Annotated in this window: 24 protein-coding genes, 4 tRNA genes and 1 riboswitch; of the genes, 10 read left to right on the top strand and 18 right to left on the bottom strand. The window is 61.3% G+C overall.

Features of this window, described 5'->3' with window-relative positions; all coding sequences use genetic code 11:
- Positions 1-183: 183 nt before the first annotated feature.
- A complete protein-coding gene (locus L8K08_RS06690) occupies positions 184-609 on the top strand; it encodes a hypothetical protein (protein WP_242195230.1) in 426 nt (141 codons plus the stop codon).
- 90 nt (positions 610-699) lie between these two features.
- Here L8K08_RS06690 and L8K08_RS06695 read toward each other — a convergent pair.
- The 6 genes from L8K08_RS06695 to uvrB all read right to left on the bottom strand — a co-directional run bounded on the left by L8K08_RS06695 (position 700) and on the right by uvrB (position 5,041).
- A tRNA-Glu gene (locus L8K08_RS06695) sits at positions 700-775 on the bottom strand.
- Between the two features lie 79 nt (positions 776-854).
- A tRNA-Ala gene (locus L8K08_RS06700) sits at positions 855-930 on the bottom strand.
- Between the two features lie 50 nt (positions 931-980).
- A tRNA-Glu gene (locus tag L8K08_RS06705) sits at positions 981-1,056 on the bottom strand.
- 78 nt (positions 1,057-1,134) lie between these two features.
- A tRNA-Ala gene (locus L8K08_RS06710) sits at positions 1,135-1,210 on the bottom strand.
- 147 nt (positions 1,211-1,357) lie between these two features.
- The gene (gene gltX / locus L8K08_RS06715) at positions 1,358-2,839 is read right to left on the bottom strand and encodes a glutamate--tRNA ligase (RefSeq protein ID WP_053128828.1); all 1,482 of its coding nucleotides are present in this window, start codon (positions 2,837-2,839) and stop codon (positions 1,358-1,360) included.
- Positions 2,840-3,025: 186 nt separating this feature from the next.
- Positions 3,026-5,041: an excinuclease ABC subunit UvrB gene (uvrB, locus tag L8K08_RS06720; protein WP_242195233.1), complete on the bottom strand. Its 2,016-nt coding sequence runs from the start codon at positions 5,039-5,041 to the stop codon at positions 3,026-3,028.
- Positions 5,042-5,384: 343 nt separating this feature from the next.
- On the opposite strand from uvrB, the gene L8K08_RS06725 reads away from it, so the two are divergent.
- Both L8K08_RS06725 and L8K08_RS06730 read left to right on the top strand, forming a co-directional pair.
- Positions 5,385-6,581: an amino acid aminotransferase gene (locus tag L8K08_RS06725; protein ID WP_242195236.1), complete on the top strand. Its 1,197-nt coding sequence runs from the start codon at positions 5,385-5,387 to the stop codon at positions 6,579-6,581.
- A 331-nt stretch (positions 6,582-6,912) separates the two neighbouring features.
- On the top strand, positions 6,913-7,122 hold the full coding sequence (locus L8K08_RS06730) for a hypothetical protein (protein WP_078738148.1): 210 nt from the start codon (positions 6,913-6,915) through the stop codon (positions 7,120-7,122).
- A gap of 109 nt (positions 7,123-7,231) precedes the next feature.
- Here the strand turns inward: L8K08_RS06730 and L8K08_RS06735 are convergent, their stop codons facing one another.
- Positions 7,232-8,104, bottom strand: coding sequence for a LysR family transcriptional regulator (locus L8K08_RS06735; protein WP_242195239.1), 873 nt, complete (start codon positions 8,102-8,104; stop codon positions 7,232-7,234).
- Between the two features lie 102 nt (positions 8,105-8,206).
- On the opposite strand from L8K08_RS06735, the gene L8K08_RS06740 reads away from it, so the two are divergent.
- Positions 8,207-9,598, top strand: a complete 1,392-nt coding sequence (locus tag L8K08_RS06740) for an aldehyde dehydrogenase family protein (protein WP_242195242.1) — start codon at positions 8,207-8,209, stop codon at positions 9,596-9,598.
- 918 nt (positions 9,599-10,516) lie between these two features.
- Here the strand turns inward: L8K08_RS06740 and L8K08_RS06745 are convergent.
- From L8K08_RS06745 to L8K08_RS06755, 3 genes are read right to left on the bottom strand one after another with little or no spacing between them, the layout of a single operon-like run.
- Positions 10,517-11,536, bottom strand: coding sequence for a HAMP domain-containing sensor histidine kinase (locus tag L8K08_RS06745; RefSeq protein ID WP_242195245.1), 1,020 nt, complete (start codon positions 11,534-11,536; stop codon positions 10,517-10,519).
- A gap of 9 nt (positions 11,537-11,545) precedes the next feature.
- Positions 11,546-13,012 (bottom strand): ATPase domain-containing protein, encoded by a 1,467-nt coding sequence (locus L8K08_RS06750; RefSeq protein ID WP_242195248.1) that lies wholly within the window; start codon positions 13,010-13,012, stop codon positions 11,546-11,548.
- A complete protein-coding gene (locus L8K08_RS06755; RefSeq protein ID WP_242195251.1) occupies positions 13,009-13,443 on the bottom strand; it encodes a hypothetical protein in 435 nt (144 codons plus the stop codon). The genes L8K08_RS06750 and L8K08_RS06755 overlap by 4 nt, the downstream gene beginning before the upstream one ends.
- A gap of 111 nt (positions 13,444-13,554) precedes the next feature.
- A riboswitch (cobalamin riboswitch) is annotated at positions 13,555-13,748 on the top strand.
- Positions 13,749-13,863: 115 nt separating this feature from the next.
- Here L8K08_RS06755 and L8K08_RS06760 point away from each other — a divergent pair.
- The 3 genes from L8K08_RS06760 to L8K08_RS06770 are packed head-to-tail and all read left to right on the top strand — an operon-like array spanning position 13,864 to position 16,636.
- Positions 13,864-14,874, top strand: coding sequence for an ABC transporter substrate-binding protein (locus L8K08_RS06760; RefSeq protein ID WP_242195254.1), 1,011 nt, complete (start codon positions 13,864-13,866; stop codon positions 14,872-14,874).
- Positions 14,871-15,875 (top strand): iron ABC transporter permease, encoded by a 1,005-nt coding sequence (locus L8K08_RS06765; protein WP_179677036.1) that lies wholly within the window; start codon positions 14,871-14,873, stop codon positions 15,873-15,875. Before L8K08_RS06760 ends, L8K08_RS06765 begins: the two co-directional genes overlap by 4 nt.
- Positions 15,872-16,636, top strand: coding sequence for an ABC transporter ATP-binding protein (locus L8K08_RS06770; protein ID WP_242195256.1), 765 nt, complete (start codon positions 15,872-15,874; stop codon positions 16,634-16,636). The genes L8K08_RS06765 and L8K08_RS06770 overlap by 4 nt, the downstream gene beginning before the upstream one ends.
- A gap of 313 nt (positions 16,637-16,949) precedes the next feature.
- On the opposite strand, the gene L8K08_RS06775 is transcribed toward L8K08_RS06770, so the two are convergent.
- The 4 genes from L8K08_RS06775 to L8K08_RS06790 form a co-directional block, all read right to left on the bottom strand.
- Entirely contained in the window at positions 16,950-17,447 is a 498-nt protein-coding gene (locus tag L8K08_RS06775) for a GNAT family N-acetyltransferase (RefSeq protein WP_242195259.1), read from the bottom strand.
- Complete coding sequence (locus L8K08_RS06780; protein ID WP_145166000.1) at positions 17,444-17,668, bottom strand: hypothetical protein; 225 nt, start codon at positions 17,666-17,668, stop codon at positions 17,444-17,446. Before L8K08_RS06780 ends, L8K08_RS06775 begins: the two co-directional genes overlap by 4 nt.
- Positions 17,669-17,777: 109 nt before the next feature.
- The gene (locus L8K08_RS06785) at positions 17,778-18,245 is read right to left on the bottom strand and encodes a DUF1203 domain-containing protein (protein WP_242195262.1); all 468 of its coding nucleotides are present in this window, start codon (positions 18,243-18,245) and stop codon (positions 17,778-17,780) included.
- 94 nt (positions 18,246-18,339) lie between these two features.
- Positions 18,340-18,759: a GNAT family N-acetyltransferase gene (locus tag L8K08_RS06790; RefSeq protein WP_242195265.1), complete on the bottom strand. Its 420-nt coding sequence runs from the start codon at positions 18,757-18,759 to the stop codon at positions 18,340-18,342.
- Between the two features lie 163 nt (positions 18,760-18,922).
- Here L8K08_RS06790 and L8K08_RS06795 point away from each other — a divergent pair, with 163 nt between their 5' ends.
- On the top strand, positions 18,923-19,381 hold the full coding sequence (locus L8K08_RS06795; protein WP_242195268.1) for a hypothetical protein: 459 nt from the start codon (positions 18,923-18,925) through the stop codon (positions 19,379-19,381).
- Here the strand turns inward: L8K08_RS06795 and L8K08_RS06800 are convergent.
- Genes L8K08_RS06800 through L8K08_RS06810 form a run of 3 tightly spaced genes read right to left on the bottom strand, consistent with a single transcriptional unit; the run spans position 19,320 to position 21,365 of the window.
- Positions 19,320-20,297 (bottom strand): alpha/beta hydrolase, encoded by a 978-nt coding sequence (locus L8K08_RS06800; RefSeq protein ID WP_242195271.1) that lies wholly within the window; start codon positions 20,295-20,297, stop codon positions 19,320-19,322. The genes L8K08_RS06795 and L8K08_RS06800 overlap by 62 nt on opposite strands.
- Positions 20,297-20,737, bottom strand: coding sequence for a TspO/MBR family protein (locus L8K08_RS06805; protein WP_242195272.1), 441 nt, complete (start codon positions 20,735-20,737; stop codon positions 20,297-20,299). The genes L8K08_RS06800 and L8K08_RS06805 overlap by 1 nt, the downstream gene beginning before the upstream one ends.
- Before the next feature lie 58 nt (positions 20,738-20,795).
- Complete coding sequence (locus L8K08_RS06810; protein WP_124418051.1) at positions 20,796-21,365, bottom strand: nucleotidyltransferase family protein; 570 nt, start codon at positions 21,363-21,365, stop codon at positions 20,796-20,798.
- A gap of 124 nt (positions 21,366-21,489) precedes the next feature.
- On the opposite strand from L8K08_RS06810, the gene L8K08_RS06815 reads away from it, so the two are divergent.
- Together L8K08_RS06815 and L8K08_RS06820 are read left to right on the top strand one after the other, a co-directional pair.
- Positions 21,490-22,137 carry a hypothetical protein gene (locus L8K08_RS06815; protein WP_242195274.1) on the top strand — a complete coding sequence of 216 codons (648 nt, stop codon included), beginning with the start codon at positions 21,490-21,492 and terminating at the stop codon, positions 22,135-22,137.
- A 517-nt stretch (positions 22,138-22,654) separates the two neighbouring features.
- The gene (locus tag L8K08_RS06820) at positions 22,655-22,894 is read left to right on the top strand and encodes a DUF6124 family protein (protein ID WP_242195277.1); all 240 of its coding nucleotides are present in this window, start codon (positions 22,655-22,657) and stop codon (positions 22,892-22,894) included.
- 37 nt (positions 22,895-22,931) lie between these two features.
- Here L8K08_RS06820 and L8K08_RS06825 read toward each other — a convergent pair whose 3' ends face one another.
- Positions 22,932-23,231, bottom strand: coding sequence for a hypothetical protein (locus tag L8K08_RS06825; protein WP_017136894.1), 300 nt, complete (start codon positions 23,229-23,231; stop codon positions 22,932-22,934).
- Positions 23,232-23,247: the final 16 nt, after the last annotated feature.

Here is a 23,247-nt window from a genome sequence, read left to right on the forward strand (position 1 = left end):
ACAGATCACATCAAGGGAATAAACCGCCCGCCCCAGGCGCTCTCACTGCAATGAACTGCGCATCGCAGAGAACGTCATGGCCTGGCGGCAGCAAAACCAGAACTGCGCATGGGTAGCCGCAGAAGACCCCCTACGTGTTCGCCAACGAATACACCGCCAACTTCAAAGGTTGAAGGCAAAGGCGTGGGCAACCAGCCGTTCGGCAAATTCTTCAACGACGCCGACGGGCATGCCGAGGCCAACTTCCTGGAGGCCCTGCGCGCCAATGACTGTGTGTTCGATGCGGGGTATCAGGAGATCGTGGTGAGCCTCAACAACTCACCGTGTCGGCAATGCTGCGTGCTGTTCAGGCAGTTCATGGAAGACATCCTGCTGAGCTTTCCAAACACACGGCTGGTGATTGAAACCGCGAATATCTACCACCCCAACGACGAAATAGACCAAGGCTGCCTGCGTGCGATTTCACGCTTGCCCGGCATTCGCGTCGAAATGTGCAACGTCGCACTGGGGGACGCCCAGAACAGAGGTCCGCAGGTTGATCGGCAAAAGGAGCTGGCGCGCATCAACGAATCTCTGTGCACCGCCAATGGGGTACGCAGGATGCCGTAAACGGCCGCGGGAAAAACCCAAACGCCAGACAAACAAAAGGGCCATTCAATAATTGAATGACCCTTAAAAATCCCGCAGAGCGGGTAATCGTGGCGTCCCCTAGGGGACTCGAACCCCTGTTACCGCCGTGAAAGGGCGGTGTCCTAGGCCACTAGACGAAGGGGACACAAACCTTCTATACAACTGACCAGCGCTGAGAGCTGATCGATTCAAGGACGGTGTGGCCAGACCTTGAACCTGTAAATTGGTGGAGCTAAACGGGATCGAACCGTTGACCTCTTGCATGCCATGCAAGCGCTCTCCCAGCTGAGCTATAGCCCCGGATTTTTCGCCTCGCGGCGCAGCAGACCTTTCGACCTGCTTGTTGAAACTGGCGTCCCCTAGGGGACTCGAACCCCTGTTACCGCCGTGAAAGGGCGGTGTCCTAGGCCACTAGACGAAGGGGACAAAACCTTCTGTACATCTGATCAGCGCTGAGAACTGATCAATTCAAGGACGGTGTGGCCAGACCTTGAACCTGTAAATTGGTGGAGCTAAACGGGATCGAACCGTTGACCTCTTGCATGCCATGCAAGCGCTCTCCCAGCTGAGCTATAGCCCCTCATCGGTGAGGACGGGGCGAATCTTAATGGCGGTTTGGAAACGTGTCAAATTTATTTTCAACTATTTCCAAAATTTTTTGCCGGGATAACAATCACTTACCGACGAAACCCCGGAAAACCGGGGTTTCGTCGTTACAACAGCCGACTTAAGCGATAGCGCCCAGCAGCTTTTCCCACTCTTTGTTTTCTTTCTTCGATACACCACCAAGCAAATCAAGGGCTTGGCGCAGACGGAAACGCGTCAAGTCCGGGCCGAGGATTTCCATCGCATCCAGTACCGACACCGAACTGGCCTGCCCGGTAATCGCGGCAAACATCAGTGGCATGGCATCGCGCAGTTTCAGCTCAAGGGACTCGACCACCGCCTGAATCGTCGCGGTGATTGCATCCTTCTCCCACTGACGCAGGCTTTCGAGCTTCCACAGGATCAACTGCATCAGTTGGCGAACCTGATCACCCGAGAGCTTCTTGGACTCAAACAGCTTGGCATCCGGGTTCACGCCACCGGCAAAGAAGAAGCTGGCCAACGGAGCCACCTGGCTGAACGTCTCCACCCTGCCCTGCACCAACGGCGCGATCTTCATCATGTACTCGGGGTTCAGCGCCCATTGCTGCACACGGCTGGCGAATTCTTCCACCGGCAGGTCGCGCAGCCACTGGCCGTTGAGCCACGACAGCTTCTCGATATCGAAAATCGGCCCGCCCAGGGATACGCGCGACAAGTCGAAGTTATCGACCATTTCCTGCAGCGAGAACTTCTCACGCTCGTCCGGCATCGACCAGCCCATGCGGCCCAGGTAGTTGAGCATCGCTTCGGGCATGAAGCCCATGCGCTCGTAGAACGTCACCGAGGTCGGGTTCTTGCGCTTGGACAGCTTGCTCTTGTCCGGGTTACGCAGCAGCGGCATGTAGCACAACTGCGGCTGTTCCCAGCCGAAGTATTCGTAGAGCAGGATCAGTTTGGGCGCCGACGGCAGCCATTCTTCGCCGCGCAGCACGTGGGTGATGCCCATCAGGTGGTCGTCGACCACGTTGGCCAGGAAGTACGTCGGCAGGCCGTCGGTCTTCATCAGCACCTGCATGTCCATGCGGTCCCACGGAATCTCGACGTCACCGCGCAGCATGTCCGGCACCACGCACACGCCTTCGCTCGGCACTTTCATGCGAATCACGTGAGGTTCACCGGCAGCCAGGCGCTGGGCCACTTCTTCTTTGGATAGAAGCAGCGCACGGCCGTCGTAACGCGGGGTTTCGCCACGGGCCTGTTGCTCGGCACGCATCTGGTCCAGCTCTTCGGCCGTGCAGAAGCACGGGAACGCGTGGCCCATGTCGACCAATTGCTGGGTGTACTGCTTGTAGATGTCGCTGCGCTCGCTCTGGCGATACGGGCCGTGCGGGCCACCGACGTCCGGGCCTTCGGCCCAGGTGATGCCCAGCCAGCGCAAGGCATCGAAGATCTGCTGTTCCGACTCACGGGTCGAACGCAGTTGATCGGTGTCTTCGATCCGCAGGATGAATTCACCGCCGTGCTGCTTGGCAAAGCAGTAGTTGAACAGGGCGATGTAAGCAGTGCCGACGTGGGGATCCCCAGTAGGCGATGGCGCAATGCGCGTGCGGACGGTGGTCATGGCAGGTCTCGAATGGGCGATATAACTGAAAATTGAAACAAGGGGCGAATGGTAACAGCCTGGGGGATTTCTGGAAAACCGAGGCGCGGCCATCGGGGGCAAGCCCCCTCCCACACTTTGGCGTGTGAACGCCGTCAAATGTGGGAGGGGGCTTGCCCCCGATGAGGCCCGCTCATTCACCGCAAATCAAACAGCCAACAACCGCTCGCGCAACTTGCCGATCTCATCGCGCATCTGCGCCGCGGCTTCAAACTCAAGGTCGCGCGCCAGCTGGTACATCTTCTCTTCCAACTGCCGGATACGCTTGGTGATCTCACTCGGCGAGCGCAATTCATTCTCGTACTTGGCGCTTTCTTCGGCGGCCTTGGCCATGCCTTTGCGCTTCTTGCTGCGCGAGCCCGGCACGGTGGCGCCTTCCATGATGTCGGCGACGTCCTTGAACACGCCTTTGGGGATAATGCCATTCTCCAGGTTGAAGGCGATCTGCTTGTCACGGCGACGTTCGGTCTCGCCAATCGCGCGCTCCATGGAGCCGGTGATACGGTCCGCGTACAGAATCGCCCGGCCATTGAGGTTACGCGCCGCCCGGCCGATGGTCTGGATCAGCGAGCGCTCGGAGCGCAGGAAGCCTTCCTTGTCGGCGTCCAGAATCGCCACCAGCGACACCTCTGGCATGTCCAACCCTTCACGCAACAGGTTGATGCCCACCAGCACATCAAAGGTGCCCAGACGCAGGTCGCGGATAATCTCGACGCGCTCCACGGTGTCGATGTCCGAGTGCAAATAGCGCACGCGCACGCCGTGGTCGGCCAGGTAATCGGTCAAGTCTTCGGACATGCGCTTGGTCAGCGTGGTGACCAGCACCCGCTCTTCCAGGGCCACACGCTTGGTGATTTCCGACAGCAAGTCATCGACCTGGGTCAGCGCCGGGCGGATTTCGATTTGCGGGTCGACAAGACCGGTCGGGCGCACCAGTTGCTCAATCACGCGGCCCGCATGTTCGGCTTCGTAGTTACCCGGTGTGGCCGAGACGAAAATCGTCTGCGGGCTGATGCTTTCAAACTCGTCGAAACGCATCGGCCGGTTATCCAGCGCCGATGGCAGGCGGAAACCGTATTCCACCAAGGTTTCCTTACGCGAGCGGTCACCTTTGTACATCGCGCCCACCTGCGGCACGCTGACGTGGGATTCGTCGATCACCAGCAAGGCGTCGTCCGGCAAGTAATCGAACAAGGTGGGCGGCGCCTGCCCGGATTCGCGACCCGAGAGGTAGCGCGAGTAGTTTTCGATGCCGTTGCAGTAACCCAGCTCCAGAATCATTTCCAGGTCGAACCGCGTGCGCTGCTCCAGGCGCTGGGCTTCCACCAGCTTGTTGTTGGCGCGCAGGTAGTCCAGGCGCTCCGCCAGCTCGACCTTAATGCCCTCGATCGCGCCCATCAGCGTTTCGCGCGGGGTCACGTAGTGGCTTTTCGGGTAGAAGGTGAAGCGCGGCAGCTTGCGTATCACCTCACCGGTCAACGGGTCGAAGGCCGACAGGCTCTCGACTTCGTCGTCGAACAGCTCGATGCGAATGGCTTCGAGGTCGGATTCGGCCGGGTAGATGTCGATCACATCACCGCGCACACGGAAGGTGGCGCGGGCGAAATCCATGTCATTGCGGGTGTACTGCAAGCTCGTCAGGCGCCGCAGGAGCTCGCGCTGGTCGAGTTTGTCGCCGCGATCGACGTGCAGCACCATCTTCAAATAGGTTTCCGGGCTGCCCAGACCGTAGATGCACGACACCGTGGTGACGATGATCGCGTCCTTGCGTTCCAGCAGCGCCTTGGTCGCCGACAACCGCATCTGCTCGATGTGATCGTTGATCGACGCGTCCTTCTCGATGAAGGTGTCAGAGGATGGCACGTAGGCTTCGGGCTGGTAGTAGTCGTAGTAGGAAACGAAGTACTCCACCGCGTTGTTCGGGAAAAACGCCTTGAACTCGCCATACAGCTGGGCGGCCAGGGTTTTGTTCGGCGCCAGCACCAGGGTTGGGCGATTGGTCTGCGCAATCACATTGGCAATGCTGAAGGTCTTGCCTGAACCGGTCACCCCAAGCAGCGTCTGGTGCGCCAGGCCGGCTTCAATGCCTTCAACCATCAGGCGAATGGCTTCGGGTTGATCGCCGGCGGGTTCAAAGCGGGTGACGAGCTGGAAATCCGACATAACGTACCTCGTGTAGTCACCCCAGACTCGAAACCGCCAGGGACGAAAAAGCTCAGCAACCCGCGAATAGTCAACGCAGGTTGCAGGAAAAAACCATGATAGCTGTAGAAGTGGAGGCGAATGTGACGGGTTTCAAGGCAATCGTCCTACCTGCTGTCGCCGCCCCACGTTGCAATAAGACTAACGGTCGGCAAATAAACCGAAAAACTTGGCCGAAAAGCCGTTTCGGTTGTCGCCCTGAGCCTGGATGGCCTCTATACTAGCTCCCCGTTTGTGCACCGCTCTAGTGCATTCGGCTGGAGCGCGACACGTCCCTCCATTCCCCCATAGAGCTGCCGCAAAAATGAGCCTGTTCTCCGCTGTCGAAATGGCACCACGCGATCCAATCCTGGGCCTCAACGAAGCATTCAACGCCGACACACGAACCACCAAGGTCAACCTTGGCGTGGGCGTTTACTGCAACGAGGAGGGGAAGATTCCACTCTTGCGTGCCGTTGCCGAAGCGGAAGCCATTCGCGTGGTGCAACACGCCGCCCGTGGCTACTTGCCGATCGACGGTATCGTTGCCTACGACCAGGCCGTGCAAAAGCTGCTGTTCGGCGCCGACTCGCCCCTGCTGAGCGCTGGCCGTGTGATCACCGCGCAAGCCGTCGGCGGCACCGGCGCGCTGAAGATCGGCGCAGACTTCCTCAAGCAACTGCTGCCCAACGCCGTGGTTGCCATCAGCGACCCTAGCTGGGAAAACCACCAGGCGCTGTTCGAAAAAGCCGGCTTCCCGGTGCAAACCTACCGCTATTACGACGCCGCCACCCACGACGTCAACCGCGCCGGCCTGCTCGAAGACCTCAACGCCCTGCCGCCACAGTCCATCGTGGTGCTGCACGCCTGCTGCCACAACCCGACCGGCGTCGACCTGAGCCCGGCCGACTGGCAAAACGTGCTGGACGTGATCAAGGCGAAAAACCTCGTGCCGTTCCTCGACATGGCCTATCAGGGCTTTGGCGATGGCATCCACGAAGATGCCGCCGCCGTGCGCCTGTTCGCTGAGTCGGGCCTGACCTTCTTTGTGTCCAGCTCGTTCTCCAAGTCGTTCTCGCTGTACGGCGAACGCGTGGGTGCGCTGTCGATCGTCAGCGAATCCAAGGAAGAAAGCGCGCGCATCCTGTCCCAGGTCAAACGCGTGATCCGCACCAACTACTCCAACCCGCCGACCCACGGCGCGGCGATTGTGGCGGCGGTGCTGAACAACCCTGAGCTGCGTGCCCAGTGGGAAGCAGAACTGGCCGAAATGCGCCTGCGCATCCGTGGCATGCGTGAGCAGATGGTGGCTGAACTGGCCAAGGCTGCCCCGGGTCACGACTTCAGCTTCGTCGGCCGCCAGCGTGGGATGTTCTCCTACTCCGGCCTGACCGTGGAGCAAGTCACCCGCCTGCGCACCGAGTTTGGTATCTACGCGCTCGACACTGGCCGCATCTGCGTAGCGGCGCTGAACCAGTCGAACATTGGTGCAGTGACCCAGGCGATTGTTCAGGTGCTGTAAGCCTGCAACGGTTGCGACAAAGGGGAAGCCATTCAATGGCTTCCCCTTTTTTGTAGCCAACGCGCCTCCCGTGGCAAACAGGCCTCCTGTGGCCCGCAGGCTTCCCATGGCCAGCAGGCCTCCCGTGGCGAGCGGGCTTGCCCCGCGTTGGGCTGCAAAGCAGCCCCATAAAGCCCCCCGTGAACTTACTGAAAGAACCCGATGCCTGAACAAGGGGCCACGACGCCCCCCCAACGCGGGGCAAGCCCGCTCGCCACAGGAAGAAAACCTCGCTGCCTGCCGCGACCAGCCCTAGACTGAACCCCAACTGCCCCTTTGCTGTGAGAGCCCTATGAGAAACGACGACCTGGACCTGCGCGCCGATCGCGACGAACTGCATGACTTCACCCCGCGCGCGCCGCAAGCCAAGCGCCAGAAAAGCCTGGTGCTGCAAGTGGCACTGGGTGTGTTCCTCGGTGGCCTGGCCCTTTGGCTGGTACAACTGGGCGCCACGGCCATCATGGCAAAACTCGCCATGGGCACCCTGCAATTTGGCGGTTGAAAACACGATCAACAGGTGGGAGCCGGCTTGCCTGCGATGACGTCAGTCCAGCCTGCACGGCCTTAGCCGATACACCGCTATCGCAGGCAAGCCAGCTCCCACATCAGATCTAAGTGGCTACCAGGCCACGTTCCTCCAACAGCTTCACAAAACTGTTCAAACTCTGCGACACCGTGCCCCGGCGCCAGATCAGCCAGGTATGGAGGAGGCGGAACGCGTCGCTCAGCGGCCACACACTCACCGCCGTAAACCCCGGCATGCTCTCCAGCATGCTGCGCGGCATCAGTGCCAGGCCGGCCCCGGCGCTGACGCAGGCGAGCATGCCGTGATAAGACTCCATTTCAAAGATCTTGCCCGGCACCGCGCCATCCTGTGAAAACCAGCGCTCGAAGTGATGGCGATACGAGCAGTTCGAGCGAAACGTGTAGATGCTCTCCCCCGCCACATCCTGCCCGCGCGTGATCGGCGCATGGTGCAGCGGCGCAATGACCACCATCTCCTCCTCAAACACCGGCACGCCTTCCAGCGTGGCATGCAGCACCGGCCCGTCGACAAACGCGGCCGCCAGGCGTCCCGACAACACGCCCTCGATCATCGTGCCGGACGGCCCGGTGCTCAGGTCCAGCTCGACCTTGGCGTGTTTCTGGTTATACGCCGCAAGCAACGCCGGAATGCGCACCGCCGCCGTGCTCTCCAGCGAACCCAGCGCAAACGCGCCCTGGGGCTCCTCTCCCGCCACCGTGGCGCGGGCTTCTTGTACCAGATCAAGAATGCGCCGCGTGTAGCCGAGGAAATTCCACCCGGCCGGCGACAGGCGCAGGCGACTCTTCTCACGGATAAACAACTCCACGCCCAAGTCCTGCTCCAGTTGCTTGATGCGCGTGGTCAGGTTCGACGGCACGCGATGAATCAACTGCGCGGCGGCGCTGATGCTGCCTTGCTCGGCAACGGCCTTGAAGATTTCCAGCTGCACCAGGTCCAAATCATTCTCCAATCATGAATGTATTGCTTAATATTATTCAGTTTCCAGAAAACATGCAGCCCCGTAGGCTGAACCCATCCACTCATTCAGCCGGACGGTGCCATGAACGCTATCTCTCACCAGACTCACGCCTTGTCGATCAACCCCGCCACTGGCGAAACAGTCGGCAGCTACCCTTACGAAACCGAGGCGCAGTTGGACGCGGCGCTTAACCGCGCCACTGATGCCTTCCGCAGCTGGCGCCGTCAACCGGTGAGCCAGCGCGCCGAATTGCTGCTGGCCCTGGCCGCTGCGTTGCGTGACCAGGCCGAAGACATGGCGCAGATGATCACCCTGGAAATGGGCAAACCCATCGCCCAGGCCCGCGCCGAAATCGAAAAATGCGCGCAACTCAGCCAATGGTATGCCGCCCACGGCCCGGCCATGCTCGCCCCGGAACCCACGCTGGTGGACAACGGCAGCGCCCAGATCGAATACCGCCCACTGGGCCCGATCCTCGCCGTCATGCCGTGGAACTTCCCGGTCTGGCAAGTGCTGCGCGGCGCCGTGCCGACCCTGCTCGCCGGCAACACCTACGTGCTCAAACATGCACCCAATGTGATGGGCAGCGCCTACCTGATGAAGGCGGCGTTTCAAAAAGCCGGTTTCGCCGATGGCCTGTTTGAAGTGGTCAACGTGACCAACGACGGCGTGTCCAAGGCCATCGCCGACCCACGCATCGCCGCGGTCACCCTCACCGGCAGCGTCCGCGCCGGCGCCGCCATCGGCTCCCAGGCCGGCGCCGCGCTGAAGAAATGCGTGCTGGAACTGGGCGGCTCCGACCCGTTCATCGTGCTCAACGACGCCGACCTCGACGCCGCCGTCCAGGCCGCCGTGATCGGGCGTTTCCAGAACAGCGGCCAAGTCTGCGCTGCCGCCAAGCGCCTGATCATCGAAGAAGGCGTAGTGCAAGCCTTTACCGCCAAATTCCTCGCTGCCAGCCGCGCCTTGGTGATGGGCGACCCGACCGAAACCAGCACTTACGTCGGCCCAATGGCCCGCTTCGACCTGCGCGACGAACTGCACGGCCAAGTCCAGGCCACGCTGGAAGAAGGCGCAACCCTACTGCTGGGCGGCAACAAAGTCGCCGGTGCCGGCAACTACTACGAACCGACCGTGCTGGCCGACGTCACCGACCAGATGACCTCGTTCAAACAGGAACTGTTCGGCCCCGTGGCCTCGATCATCACCGCCCGCGATGCCGACCACGCCGTGGCCCTGGCCAACGACAGCGAATTCGGCCTGACGGCGAGCGTCTTCACCACCGACTCGGTGAAGGCACGGGATATCACCAACCAGCTGGAAACTGGCGCAGTATTCGTCAACGCGTTCAGCGTGTCCGACCCGCGCGTAGCGTTTGGTGGAGTGAAAAAGAGTGGGTTCGGGCGCGAACTGTCGCACTTTGGCGTGCGTGAATTCTGCAATGCACAGACCGTGTGGCTGGATCGCAAATAAAACAGGCAACACCTCTCAACTGCGGGAGCTGGCTTGCCTGCGATAGCGGTGGATCAGTGACAACTCCTTGGCTGACACACTGCAATCGCAGGCAAGCCAGCTCCCACCTTTGATCTGCGGTGTTCGTGGCCATGCGTGAATTCTGCAACGCACAGACCGTGTGGTTGGATCGCAAATAAAACAGGCAACACCCTTCAACTGTGGGAGCTGGCTTGCCTGCGATAGCGGTGGATCAGTGACAACTCCTTGGCTGACACACTGCAATCGCAGGCAAGCCAGCTCCCACCTTTGATCTGCGGTGTTCGTGGCCATGCGTGAATTCTGCAACGCACAGACCGTGGGGCTGGATCGCAAATAAAACAGGCAACACCCTTCAACTGTGGGAGCTGGCTTGCCTGCGATAGCGGTGGATCAGTGACAACTCCTTGGCTGACACACTGCAATCGCAGGCAAGCCAGCTCCCACCTTTGATCTGCGGCGTTTGTGGCCATGCGTGAATTCTGCAACGCGCAGACCGTGTGGCTGGATCGCAAATAAAACAGGCAACACCCTTCAACTGTGGGAGCTGGCTTGCCTGCGATGGCGGTGGATCAGTGACAACTCCTTGGCTGACACACTGCAATCGCAGGCAAGCCAGCTCCCACCTCTGATCTGCGGCGTTTGCGGCCGTGGGTGAATTCTGCAATGCGCAGACTGTGGGGCTGGATCGCAAATAAAACAGGCAACACCCTTCAACTGTGGGAGCGGGCTTGCTCGCGAAGGCGGTGTATCAGTTGGCAAATTTGTCGACTGACAGACTGCATTCGCGAGCAAGCCCGCTCCCACTCAAGCCAGCTCCCACTTTTGATTTGCGGTGTTTGTGGCCGTGCGTGAATTCTGCAACGCGTAGCCCCTGTGGCTGGATCGCAAATACGCGAGTCAGTCGCTCAACAACGGCAGCGTCACCACAAACTCACTGCCCTTGCCCTTGCCCTCGCTTTTGGCGGTGACCTTGCCGCCATGTGCTTCAACCAGCTCGCGCACCACCGTGAGCCCGATCCCCAGGCCCGAGCCGTTGAAGCCGATGGCGTGTTCATCCTGCACGTAAGGGTCAAAGATCAGCGGCAGCGCCTTGGCCGAAACGCCAATACCGTTGTCACAAATGCTGATACGCAGCGCGTCCGTCGCGGTCACAGCCAGCACTATCGAGCCGCCCACCGGCGTGTACTTGGCTGCGTTGGCCAGCAAGTTATGCAGAATCTGCGCAAGGCGCCCTGGGTCTGCGCTCATCATCAGTTGGCCGTCAGGCAGGCGGGCCTCAAATTGCTGCTTCTTCGCCCGCATCACCGGCCCGCAGGCATCAATAGCACTTCTGAGAATTTGCAGGATGTCCACATCGCGGCGCTCGATGCGCAGCTTGCCCGTGCTGACGCGGGACACGTCCAGCAAGTCGTCGACCAACTGGGAAATATGCTGCACCTGACCTTCAATCAGCTCACGCATGCGCGGCAACTGGTCGCTGGGCAGGCGAACCATGCGCTCGGCGATCATGCTGATCGGCGTCAATGGGTTGCGCAGCTCATGCGCCACCATCGCCAGGATGCTTTTCTGCTGGCCCAGCGCGCGCTCGGCCGTGGCCTGCAAGTCTTGAGCACTGAGCGCCGCGATCACCAGCTGCGCATTCGCCTCGCGAAGCTCCTGGTAAAGGCGTTGTTCCTCCAGGGGCGGCGGGGTTGCGGCGTCCGACTGCGCAAGCAGGATCGCCAGCACCAGCTGCTGATTGGCCTCGATCACCTGCTCGACGTGCTGGGTATCCACCAGACGGCTGCTGACGTCAGTCAGTTGCTGCTGCAGGGCGGCCAGCACTGTACGCGCCTCAACGGTTTTTTGGCCAATGAGGAACAGTTCGTGAGCCGCCGTGGTCAGCTCACTTTCAGGCTTGCCGTCGCCGCCACTCACGAGTCGGGCTCACACATGTTTGGTTTCCGCCGAAGCTTGCCGGGTCGGTCGGCCGCCCAACAGCCCCTCCTGCTCCGGCAGCATGTCGCGAATCTGCAGGCCGTTATCGTCGATGTGGTACTGGCGCAGTTGGTCGGAGTGGGCGCTGGCACGCACCTTGACCACGGCCATGATGCGCAGTAATCGGCTTTGTACTTCGATATAGCGCTGCACGATGATCGCGTCGGTCAGAAACGCCGTGCCATAAGGGCTGAAGCGCAGGTCGGTGTAACGGTCTTCGAGCTCCGAGGTCATCAACACGCTGACCCCAACGGCGGTCAGCGCCGTGACCATGCGTGACAGCGACTCGCGAAAATCCGCACGGAAGGTAGGCGCCAACGCCAGCTCAAAGCCTGACAGCGAGTCAATCACCACACGGGTGGCTTTCAACCGGCTGATTTCACTGAGCAGCAGTTGCACGATTTCGTCGATGGACAGGTCCGGCGCGCGGCTGTCCACCAGGCTGACTTTCCCGCTCTTGATCAACTCGGCCAACTGAGGGTTCTGCGAATGGTTGGGCCGTTGCTCGAATGCCGCAATCACCCCGGTTTCGCCGTTGCGCACGCCTTCAGCCAGAAAGGTCGCCGCCAGGATGCTCTTGCCCGATCCGGACGGGCCGGCCACCAATAGCGAATAACCACGAGGCAGGCCGCCGCCGAGCATCTCATCAAGCGCCGGCACACCCATTTTCAGGCGGGTGATCGGGAACGTCGACGGCGCTTCAACCAAACGGTTGACGGCGGCCGGCGGGAACACCTTGACCCCCGAGGTGGCAATACGAAAGGTGTGCAGCCCCGGCAAGGTCGGTTGGCCGCGCATCTTCATGATTTCCATCTTGCGCACCATCGAATTGCGCTCAACGCTCTGGCGCAGCCAGATCAGGCCATCGGCCACGGTGAAAATCGGGTTGGTGTCAGTCTCGGTGAAATATTCGCCGATCAGGAAGGTGGTCGCCTGCCACGTGGTCATCAACATGCCCAATTGCTGGATGAACTGCGGCAGGTTGTTGTTCGGGTTGTGCTGGGTCTGGCTGGCCAGCACCACGGAGCGGAACGAATCGACAAACACCAGCGACGGCGAATGCGCTTCGACCTCGCTGACAATGCGCCGCAATACCTCGTCCAGGTCGCCCGCCAGGGTGTCGTCGGCCAGGTTGATATAACGAATCGACCGGTTGATGGCGGCGTCGTCGAAAAAATCGAATTGCTGCTGATAGCGCAGCATCTTCAGCGGCGGCTCACCGAGCACGGTAAAGAACAGCGCCGGGCGCTCCGGCGTGGCCAGGGCAAACATCATCTGGTGCGCGAGGGTGGTTTTGCCGCAGCCTGGCGGGCCGGCGATCAGGTTGAACGAAAACTCCGGCAGGCCACCGCCCAGGACCTCGTCCAGTCCTGGCACACCCGTGGCCAGACGGTTGATAGTCACTTTGGTGCTCATGGCGAAATTTCCTGCGAAGAGGTGTCGCTCGAAGAAGGCTGCCACACGCCAACCAGCAGACGTGCGGTGAGTGAAGGCCCGATCAGCGTGGTCAGAAGCTCGTAGAGGGTCGTCAGCAACACCTCACCGAAAAACAGCGCATCGGCTTCGTTCTGCTCCACGAGTACGGATTTGAGCGCAATCAAGTCCATCGCGGCCGGCACACTGTCATAGGTGGCGGCCAGGCGTGGATGGGTCGAGACGCACAGATGGAAGCTGCGACGGTACAGCGCGGCAACGCCTTGCTGGCCGATGATGGGCGCCAGTGCTGCGCTCACATCCTGCAAAATCGAAACAACCGCCGCGGCGATGCTTGCAGCGTCAGCCTGCGGACCAACACGGTGCGCCAGAGACGCTACGATCCGGCGGCTCTCTTCGCTAAGCGTGGGCATGTCTGACTAATATCTGATGGACAGAGACCGATGGTACACCCTATATCCGCAGATAGAGACCCCGCCGGCCTGCCAATTGCGCGCGGACAGGCTCCCCCTGGCGGGCATGATCGACTACCATACCGCGCCGGTTCCCACACGGGACTAATAGGGAATCCGAAGCGCGTTCATTGCGCCAATCGGAACTGCCCCCGCAACTGTAGGTGCTGAGCCTGCTCCACATCGCCACTGGGTATTGCCCGGGAAGGCCGGAGCGTGGCGACGACGCATCAGTCAGGAGACCTGCCGGCCCAGCAAAATCACTAACCGGCGGGGTGTCCGGGAAGTACCTCCGCGCCCTGCGATGCCCGCAGCGCTCCAGGGTGTATTTCCGAGCCGTACCTCCCCCGTTCCACGTACGGTTTACCCGGAGATTGCCCGATGCTGCCACGCGTTACCGCCCTGATCACCGCCCTGGGCTTTTGTGCCCAGGCCCAAGCGGCGCCCACTCACTACCCGCTGACGGTGCAGAACTGCGGCAGCACCCTGACCTTTGAGCAGGCGCCTGCGCGCACGGTGACCATCGGCCAGGCCGCCACCGAAATGCTCTACGCCTTGGGCGTCGGCGACAAAGTGGTCGGCACCTCGCTGTGGTTCAACAACGTATTGCCGCAATTCAAGGCGCAGAACGACGCCATTGAGCGCCTGGCCAACAACGAACCCAGCTTCGAAGCGGTGATCGCCAAGCGCCCGCAACTGGTGGCCGCCGAGCTGGAATGGGTGGTGGGCCCGCAAGGCGTGGTCGGCACCCGCGAGCAGTTTCACGAGCTGAAGATCCCCACCTACCTGCTGCCCTCCGACTGCGAAGCCAAGGACAACCTGGTGGGTGCCGACGGCACGCGGCTGGAGCCGTTTCGCGTCGAGACCGTCTATAAGAGCATCAGCCAACTGGCCGAGATTTTCGACGTACAGGCGCGCGGCCAACAATTGACCGACGAACTCAAGGCGCGCCTGGCCAAATCCATCGCCACCGCCCACAGCAAAGGCCTCAAGCACGCCAGCGCATTGGTGTGGTTCTCCAGCTCGGAAATGGCCAGCGACCCGTACGTGGCCGGCCACAAGGGCGTGCCCGAATTCATGCTCCAAACCCTGGGCCTGCACAACGTGGTGCAGTCCGATGAAGAGTGGCCCGCCGTCGGCTGGGAGACCATTGCCAAGGCCAACCCGACCTTTCTGGTGATCGCGCGCATGGACCGGCGCCGCTACCCGGCCGACGACCATGAAAAGAAACTCGCCTTCCTGCGCAGTGACCCGGTGACGCGCAACATGGACGCGGTGAAAAACAACCGCATCATCATCCTCGACGCCCTGGCATTGCAGGCCAGCGTGCGCACGTTCGATGGCCTGGAACAGCTTGCCGGCGCCATTGACGGCTACGACCTGCACAAATGATGCGTACCCTTCTCGCCTTGGCGCTGCTGTTGCTCGCCGTGCTCGCCGGCGTGGCCATCGGCGAAACAGCCATCGCGCCGCAGGTGGTGTTGCAAGTGCTGGCCAACAAACTGTGGGCGGCCGGTTATGCGCTTGACCCAATCGACGAAGGCGTGGTGTGGAATTACCGCCTGACCCGCGCCCTGGTCGCCGCCGCGTGCGGTGCCGGGTTGGCCACGTGCGGGGTGATCTTGCAGTCGCTGTTGCGTAACCCGTTGGCCGATCCTTATCTGCTGGGCATCAGCGCCGGCGCCTCGACCGGCGCGGTACTGGTGGCGCTGATCGGCGTCGGCGGCGGGCTGGTTTCGCTGTCGGCAGGTGCGTTTGTCGGCGCCATGGCGGCCTTTGCGCTGGTGATTCTGCTGGCGCGCGCCAGCGGCTCGGCGAGCGGCACCGGCCAGATCATCCTCGCCGGCATCGCCGGCTCACAGCTGTTCAACGCCCTCACTGCGTTCCTGATCACCAAGTCCGCCAGCTCCGAGCAGGCACGCGGCATTATGTTCTGGCTGCTGGGCAACCTCAGCGGGGTGCGCTGGCCGTCGGTGTGGCTGGCGGTGCCGGTGACCGTCGCAGGCCTGGCGGTGTGCCTGTGGCATCGGCGCGCGCTGGACGCCTTCACCTTCGGCACCGACTCGGCGGCCTCGCTGGGCATTCCAGTGCGCCGGGTGCAGTTTGTGCTGGTGGGCTGTGCGGCGCTGGTGACGGCGGTGATGGTGTCGATTGTCGGCTCCATTGGCTTTGTCGGGCTGGTGATTCCGCATGCCGTGCGCCTGCTGGTCGGTACCGGGCATTCACGCCTGCTGCCGGCCAGCGCCTTGGGCGGCGCGCTGTTTTTGATCGCCGCCGACGTGCTCTCGCGCACGCTGATCAAGGGCCAGGTGATTCCGGTCGGCGTGGTCACCGCGCTGGTTGGCGCGCCGGTGTTTGCATTGATCCTGATCGGCCGGAGAAATGCGCGATGACGGTGCTCAGTTGCACAGGGCTGGGGTTCAAGGTGCGCGACGCCGAGTTGCTGCGCGATATCCACCTTGACGTTCAGCGGGGTGAAACCTTGGGCATTGTCGGGCCGAACGGTTCCGGCAAGTCCACCCTGCTCAAACTGCTCGCCGGTTTGCGTGCACCGGCGTCCGGTGAAGTGCTGTTGGGCGGCCAGCACTTGGGCCGCCTATCCCGGCGCGCCATCGCGCAGCAACTGGCCGTGGTGGAGCAGCAGGCTGATACCGACGATGCCATCCGCGTGTTCGACGCCGTGGCGCTGGGCCGCACGCCCTGGCTGTCGGCATTGAGCCCGTGGTCGGACGCGGACGCGGCCATCGTCAGCCAGGCGCTGCACGACGTGGACGCCCCCCACCTGAGCAAACGTGCATGGCGCAGCCTCTCGGGCGGCGAACGCCAACGCGTGCACATCGCCCGCGCCCTGGCGCAACGGCCGCAGATTCTGCTGCTGGATGAGCCGACCAATCACTTGGATATCCAGCATCAACTGGCGATCTTGAAGGGCGTGCAGGCCTTGCCGGTGACCACGTTGATTGCGCTGCATGACCTCAACCAGGCACTGACCTGTGACCGTTTGGCGGTACTGGATCATGGCTGCCTGGTGGCATTGGGCAAGCCGCTGGAGGTGCTGACGCCGCAGCGATTGCAAGAGACATTCGGGGTACAGGCGCACTACCTGACGGACCCGTTTGACGGCGCGCAGATCCTGCGGTTGCGCTCGAACTGATGAGCTGACCGCGGCCCCTAAAAACACCACCGATCAAGTGTGGGAGCTGGCTTGCCTGCGATGGCGGTGGGTCAGCCGACTGTTGTATCACTGACACACCGCCTTCGCGGGCAAGCCCGCTCCCACAGTTTGACCGAGTTCATCTGCCAGTGCCGCACTGCTTTGCTCTTCTGTGGGAGCTGGCTTGCCTGCGATGCAGACACCTCGGTCTATCAGGGACACACAGTTGATGCCATCGCAGGCAAGCCAGCTCCCACAGTTGATTGAGTTCGGCTTCCAGAATCAGGTTGGCTGCCCGGCGTCCTTGAAGCAGCTACAGAGACCGCTGCATATGCGTCGTCCGCCAAACCGGATCCGCCTCGACATCAACAATTTCAAACCCTTGCCGAAGCCAAAAATCAATCGCGCCAGCAAGAAACGGATGAGTATGCAGGTAAACCATCTCCACCCCCTCCCCCCGCGCCTTCGCCTCCAGCGCGCCGTACAACTCACCCGCCAACCCGAATCGGCGCAACGCCGGCGCCACAAACAGGCGCACCACCTCCACCGTCTTGAGGCCCTGGTAATTCAACTGGGAGAAGCGCCCGTCGTAGGGCACATAGCCGATGGCCGCAACGATCCGGCCATCGACGCGGGCGATCAAAAACTGCCCGTCGCCATGAACATACACCGCTTCAAATCGCGCCAGATCGTCCGGCATGCCGGCTGCGCTGAGCTTGGGGAAAAGCTCGCTGCGAGCCTCAAGGACAAAGTCCAGCACTGCTGGAATGTCGTCGCAGGTCACGTCCTGAATGACCGGTCGCTCGTTCATACAACTTTGATCTGGCTGATCCCTACCACCTGCGCCTGCTCCAGAATCTCCTCGGGCGTCGCATCCGCAGGCGGCAGGATCAACCCATTCTCCGCATCGCCAAAATGCAATTGCAGTAAATGCATCGCCGCCTCGTGCACGGGCAGTTCAGGCTGTTTGAGTTCAAACACGTGGGTGCGGGGCTCGTCGTTGAACAGGTAGTTCAGGGTGTATTCGCGCATGGTGGCATCCTTGTGATGGGAGTAAGCAACTGCATATCCTGACCTACCGATCAGGTTTCAAGTTCAACCGGGTGAGGCGCCTAACCCCGCAGATGCCACTCAACCGACCTTACGCCCGCTCTATCCGCCCCGAATAACAGCCTTGCTTGGCGTTGTGAACATGGATGTAACCGACCGCTGGGTTGGCCAACATTCGCTCGATCACCGGCTCTATCTCCTGCCCCGGCACGACATCGGCCTCCAGCAGCATGCCCTCCTCAGAAAACGCCCGAAGAGACAGCAGCCGGATTCGCATCACCTCAGGCACTTGATTCACCGCGTCGTAGGCCCGCGTCGCGCCCTCTCGAACGAATATTGCGTGCGAGGCGCGGTAGGGTGAGTTCGCGGGTTGGCTGACGTGATTGAGCAACAACATACTTTGCCCGACCTCGGCGTCCTTCATCTCTATGCGGTCAGGAAAGCCTGGCTGACAGTCGACATAGCAACGCTTGATGCCACGCGAGGCGAGTTCGTCATCGGGCAACCCAAACAAGCTGGAAAAAGGTTCGGGGGCAAGCCCGGTAATTCGAAAGTTCATGATAGAGGCCTCTCAGGGTAGGCACCTATCAGGCGATACCCGCGGCATCATGCGCTATCCGATTCTTGCGCCGAGATTCACCCGCACAGGGTGCTCATGCATTGTCCCGCACGTAGCGAAGATAACCGTTGGCCGCCGTCCCCACACAAGCAAACCCCGCGTGCTCATACAGCAGCCGGGCAGGGTTATCTGGGCGTACGTGCAACCCCAGTTGATTGAAGCCACTCTGTTTGGCCTTGAGCGCATAAGCGTCCAGCAGCGCCCGGCCCACCCCGTTGCGCCGGCAGGCCTCGCTGACATTGAGGGTGTACAGCTCGGCGGCGCCTTGCTCGGGCGCCCATAACGAATAGCCTGCAAACTGCCCGTCAAGCATCGCGACGGTCAGCCGGTCAAAGTTGTCTGCCCAGAGGGTGAGGTGTCGCTCAAGTTGCAGCCGCCATGCGGATTCATGCGCAGGCTCCCAACACTGGATGTAGGCTTGCTCGCCCCGGTAGATCGATGGCAGGTCGGTCACAGCGGCCGGCCTGAGTGTTACGCGAGAATCACACATTGCACCGCCCTTGATGACTGACGATCTGGACGCGTGAGATTACCTGCCTTGCTGCAAAAAAGGGATTTCATCTTCTTCGCCAACCGCTCTGCTAGCATCCGCGCCAGCCCGCCACGGAGTCGCCCCTATGCTACGGATTGCAGCCTGCACCCTCCTCGCCAGCTTGTGCGCCCCACCGGTCCTGGCCGAACAACGCCTGCAGTGCGCCGACGCCACGGTGACGATCGGCGTGGACCCGACGTTGCCCTTGCTGACCAGCGAAAGCGCTGAAGTTTTCCTGCGCGTAGAACGCGGCCCGCGTGCAACGCTGCTGCGCTACTACAGCATCGACTTCATCGGCGGCGCCTGCGACTCCGACGCCAATGGCGAGCCGCGCATCGTCTACCAGGCCGTGTGCAACGGAACAGCCTGCCACACCCTGTCGAATTGGGGCCTCATCAACCCCGTGACCTTGCAAGTGCTGCTGATACCCGCCGATGACAGCCTGGAGCCCGCCACGCGCCTGCTCGGGCATCGGCCAGCGCTTACGGCTGCGCCGTTGAATGTGAGTGTGGAGGCGCATCGATTGGGGTTGGCGACGCCTTGATGCGAGCCGTGATCCACGCTCGGCTATGCAACAGCACCGCCTGCGCCATCGCCACCGGAAAATGAATAAACCCGTGGGCTGATTCCGGTAGCAGATGGGCTTCAACTTCCGCCACCGCTGCCCATCGCTCAGCGAGATGAAGCGTGTCGTCCTTGAGCGGGTCCAACTCCCCCACAAACATCAACGCCGGCGGCAAACCTGTCAGGTCGCCATACAACGGTGACAACGGCGGTTGCCGACGTTGTTCATCACTCAACCCCGGCGTGAGCATGCGCAACGCCTCGACCATTCCCGGCCCGTCCAGCAACAATGTCTCCGGCCCCGCCGTGCGCACGCTCGGCGTGCCGGTCAAGTCGTATACGCCGTAGTACAACACCGCACCGCTCACCCGCTTGAGCAAATCCGGCCATTGCTTAAGCGCCAGCAAGGTTGCCGCCGCCAGATGCCCACCGGCGGACTCACCCACGACAAACACCGGCAAATCAGCAAACTCGTCACTGGTGAGCAGCCAGCGCGCCGCATTCAGGCAGTCCTCCATCAGCCCTTCAACCGGCGTGTCGACCGCCAGCCGATAGTCCACCGACACCACCGCCACGCTGCACGCCTGCACCATGCCCAGGTTCAGGTCGTCGTCCATCTGCGCATTGCCGATCACCCAGCCGCCGCCGTGGATATCCAGCACCACGCCTTTGGTTTTCCCCTCGGGCCGCAGAATACGCACGGGCACTGCGTCCACCGTGCGGGTTTCTGCCGGCGGCGCTTTTTTGAGCGTTTGGCTGACCCGCAATAGCGCCTGAATCACACGCGGCGTGACGCGGTTGCGGATTTTAAAGCGCGGCATCCAGGCAAGCTTCTTGTTGAAGTCGCGCATCTGCGCCAGCTCAGGCTCGCTGGCAGGCCACGGTGTGTAGGCCATCAGCGATTGTTCCGCAAAATCGAGAAATTCAACGCCGCCGCCACGCTCAGCCACGCCAGGTAAGGGAACAGGATCAACCCGGTGATCAAGTCCAACCGCAACGCCATCACCACCAACGCCGCTACTACGAGCCACAGCAGCACGATCACCACCATCCCGACGAAGAGGTTATGCGCGCCGAAAAACACCGGCGTCCACAGCGTGTTCAGCGCAATCTGCGCCGCCCACAAGCCCAGGGCCAATTGGCTGCCGGGGATCATCGTCAGGCGATAGCCCGCCCAGGCGAGCAGCAGATAGATGACCGTCCAGGCCACCGGAAACAACCAATTGGGTGGGGTGAAGCTGGGTTTGACCAGGCTTTCGTACCACTGGCCGGGCTTGAAAATAACGCCGGTGCTGGCGGCCGCGGCGCAGGCGATGAGGAAAATCAGGAAGATCATGGGCTATCCACTCTCAGGGTTCATTTGAAGATAGGACGCATGGGGAGCCGGTAAAAGTTCACAAATCATCCGGCGCCACGATCTTCAGCCAAGGCCAGCGCGCTTGATAACTGCGGGCCTTGGCGGCGAACAACTCAGGCTCCGGGTGCAGCGGGTTGATGCGCAACACGCCCTGCTCCACATCCGCTAAGCCATAGGGCGCATACACCTCGCCCGTGTCGATCTCCAGCCCGATGCAGGTGCCGGCCACCAGGTAACGGTCCACGCCCTGTTTAGCCGAGTGCAACTGTGGATAAGGCCGACCAAAGCGCTCGCCGTACCAAAGGTGCACCCGCGCCTGGTTCTTGACCTCGACGTTGACGCCCAAATCCTCAAATAAACGTTCGGCGGCGCGGATCACTTTGTCCTCCGCTTCGTAAGACAGATCCGTGTCGAAGTAAAAGACGTCGTAGTCCTTTACGCCCTGAGCCGCAGGCAAGTTTGACTGATGGTTCCATACGGCCTGGAACAGGCAGCCCGCCGTGAGCATGCACTGCTCCACACCGAGGTCGGGCAGGCGTGCGGTGATCTGGGCGTTGATGGGGTTGGCCATGGCCAGTTCGAGCAGGGTGTTGACGGTCAATGTCATGGTTAATCCTTGGGTGTTCAGTGCGGCTCAAGCCACCGACCCTACACGACTGGCGGGAGGGTTTCGTGACAGCAATATTTCTATACACTTTGCCCGCCCGCCACCAATCGTCAAGGATAAAACGATGCGAATCAGAGAAATGGCCCTCATCACCGCCGCCGCGTTGCTGCTCACCGCCTGCAGCGACAGCCCATCGGACGCCGACATTCAAACCGCGCTGCAACCCAGGCTGGAAGGGGCTTCCTGCGTAAAGGCGGCGATGTTCAACAGCTTCCCGGTGACCTTGAGTGACAGCGTCATGAGCGGCACCTCCAGCGCCAACCAGCCGGCCTTCGATGCGCTGACCAACGCCGGCCTGCTGGCCAAAAGCGACAAAACCTACACCCTCACCGACGCCGGCCGCGCCGCCTACGTGCAGCAGGAATCCGGGTTCTGCTACGCCCAGGGCTATGAAATCGCCAAGGTCCAGAACATTGCCGCCAACACCAACCCCATGGGCGCCGCCGTGGACAAATCCTGGGTGGTGACCGTGGACATTCGCCAGAAAACCATCGCCGACTGGGCCAACACCCCGGCGATTGAAAAACTCGCCCGCAACCCGGAAAACCTCTCCGAAGTGCCAAAGACCTACCACGTGGTGGTCGGGCGCCTGAAGGGCGAGCAAACGCTGAAGCTGATCGACCCACGGTTTTCGATCATGCGTGGGGTTGGGGTGAATCAGGCGTTTTTTGAACCCGGCACGGTTGTGGCAAGCAGGCTTGTTGTGGCTTGAAGGCTTGCTGTGTCAGGCAGGCTTGTTGTGGCTTGAGTGCTTGCTGTGGCGAGCAGGCTTGCCCTGCGTTGGAGTGCGCAGCGCTCCCAACCCAGCCACCGCGGTCCAACAGTGAAACTCGGTCGCCTGTTTGGAGGGGCCGCTTCGCAGCCCAACGCAGGGCAAGCCTGCTCGCCACAAAAGGAGTTTCCTCAGCCTGGGAAATTGCGAACGGCCCGCAGCACCTTGCCCCATTGCCTACGCGTGCGTCAGAATCCGCCGGCTTGTGCGCTGGGGTGGCCGTCTCTAAGGTGGCTCGGTCGCTGAATGTTCAGTGATCGGGTTTAGTAGCCTGAGTTGGGTATTGAAAAGTGCATGAGCTTCATCAATCAGACATTGCGTCTGTGCTTGATGGTGGCTGTGCGTAGGGCGTCTTCGGGCGCGCCGGCTTTGATATCCACCGGTCTACTAACCTGCGCACAGCTGCCACCTTTTCGTTTAGTAGCGAAAAGATGGCGGCCTAAACCAGGATATCGTTATGACTCAAGCAAAAACTGACTCAACCACCCTCTTCACCGTCGTCCCCGACGCCAGCACCGAAACCCTCATCACCAACAGCTACGAAACCTTCACCAGCGTCAGCACCCTGCTGCTCGACCTGTCCGAAGACCTGTGCGGCAAACACCGCGACATCGCCCTGGCCATCCACCAACTGAGCGAACTGGGCGTGCTGCTCACGGCCAAATTGCTCGACCATGAAGCACCTTGCCCTGGCTGACCCACAGCCCACGGCAGCGCCGCTGAGGGCGCTGCCTTCAATTAACCCCAGGGAACGAATCAACGTACTGAATGGTGAAGTCTGGAAAGGAGTCAACAATCTGGATCTTGTAGTCGGGGAAACTCTCGACTGTTTTCCACTTGCCGGCCGAATCGGGAAAACTGCTCACCTGCTTTACCTTAAGGTCAGGGAAACTGTTTACCACCTTGACCTTATAGTCCGGGAAGCTACTGACGAACTTGATGTTGCCGTAAATCTTTGACACATCAACAGTCGTATCCGCTTGAGCGCCGAAGGCACACGCCAGCAGCAGTGACGCGAGAGCAACTTTGAACATGACAGCCTCATCCTGA

Source organism: Pseudomonas sp. TREG-RG-20F-10-E-6-01 (genome assembly GCF_022662455.1).
Taxonomy (GTDB): Bacteria; Pseudomonadota; Gammaproteobacteria; order Pseudomonadales; family Pseudomonadaceae; genus Aquipseudomonas.

Bases quoted from the DNA above. Each gene is read 5' to 3' on its own strand.
- L8K08_RS06750 (WP_242195248.1), bottom strand. From the start codon at position 13,012: ATGAGCACCAAAGTGACTATCAACCGTCTGGCCACGGGTGTGCCAGGA.
- L8K08_RS06815 (WP_242195274.1), top strand. From the start codon at position 21,490: ATGCGAATCAGAGAAATGGCCCTCATCACCGCCGCCGCGTTGCTGCTC.
- L8K08_RS06775 (WP_242195259.1), bottom strand. From the start codon at position 17,447: ATGAACGAGCGACCGGTCATTCAGGACGTGACCTGCGACGACATTCCA.
- uvrB (WP_242195233.1), bottom strand. From the start codon at position 5,041: ATGTCGGATTTCCAGCTCGTCACCCGCTTTGAACCCGCCGGCGATCAA.
- L8K08_RS06800 (WP_242195271.1), bottom strand. From the start codon at position 20,297: ATGGCCTACACACCGTGGCCTGCCAGCGAGCCTGAGCTGGCGCAGATG.
- L8K08_RS06810 (WP_124418051.1), bottom strand. From the start codon at position 21,365: ATGACATTGACCGTCAACACCCTGCTCGAACTGGCCATGGCCAACCCC.
- L8K08_RS06760 (WP_242195254.1), top strand. From the start codon at position 13,864: ATGCTGCCACGCGTTACCGCCCTGATCACCGCCCTGGGCTTTTGTGCC.
- L8K08_RS06740 (WP_242195242.1), top strand. From the start codon at position 8,207: ATGAACGCTATCTCTCACCAGACTCACGCCTTGTCGATCAACCCCGCC.
- L8K08_RS06785 (WP_242195262.1), bottom strand. From the start codon at position 18,245: ATGAACTTTCGAATTACCGGGCTTGCCCCCGAACCTTTTTCCAGCTTG.
- L8K08_RS06770 (WP_242195256.1), top strand. From the start codon at position 15,872: ATGACGGTGCTCAGTTGCACAGGGCTGGGGTTCAAGGTGCGCGACGCC.
- L8K08_RS06825 (WP_017136894.1), bottom strand. From the start codon at position 23,231: ATGTTCAAAGTTGCTCTCGCGTCACTGCTGCTGGCGTGTGCCTTCGGC.
- gltX (WP_053128828.1), bottom strand. From the start codon at position 2,839: ATGACCACCGTCCGCACGCGCATTGCGCCATCGCCTACTGGGGATCCC.
- L8K08_RS06765 (WP_179677036.1), top strand. From the start codon at position 14,871: ATGATGCGTACCCTTCTCGCCTTGGCGCTGCTGTTGCTCGCCGTGCTC.
- L8K08_RS06805 (WP_242195272.1), bottom strand. From the start codon at position 20,737: ATGATCTTCCTGATTTTCCTCATCGCCTGCGCCGCGGCCGCCAGCACC.
- L8K08_RS06820 (WP_242195277.1), top strand. From the start codon at position 22,655: ATGACTCAAGCAAAAACTGACTCAACCACCCTCTTCACCGTCGTCCCC.
- L8K08_RS06730 (WP_078738148.1), top strand. From the start codon at position 6,913: ATGAGAAACGACGACCTGGACCTGCGCGCCGATCGCGACGAACTGCAT.
- L8K08_RS06725 (WP_242195236.1), top strand. From the start codon at position 5,385: ATGAGCCTGTTCTCCGCTGTCGAAATGGCACCACGCGATCCAATCCTG.
- L8K08_RS06780 (WP_145166000.1), bottom strand. From the start codon at position 17,668: ATGCGCGAATACACCCTGAACTACCTGTTCAACGACGAGCCCCGCACC.
- L8K08_RS06755 (WP_242195251.1), bottom strand. From the start codon at position 13,443: ATGCCCACGCTTAGCGAAGAGAGCCGCCGGATCGTAGCGTCTCTGGCG.
- L8K08_RS06795 (WP_242195268.1), top strand. From the start codon at position 18,923: ATGCTACGGATTGCAGCCTGCACCCTCCTCGCCAGCTTGTGCGCCCCA.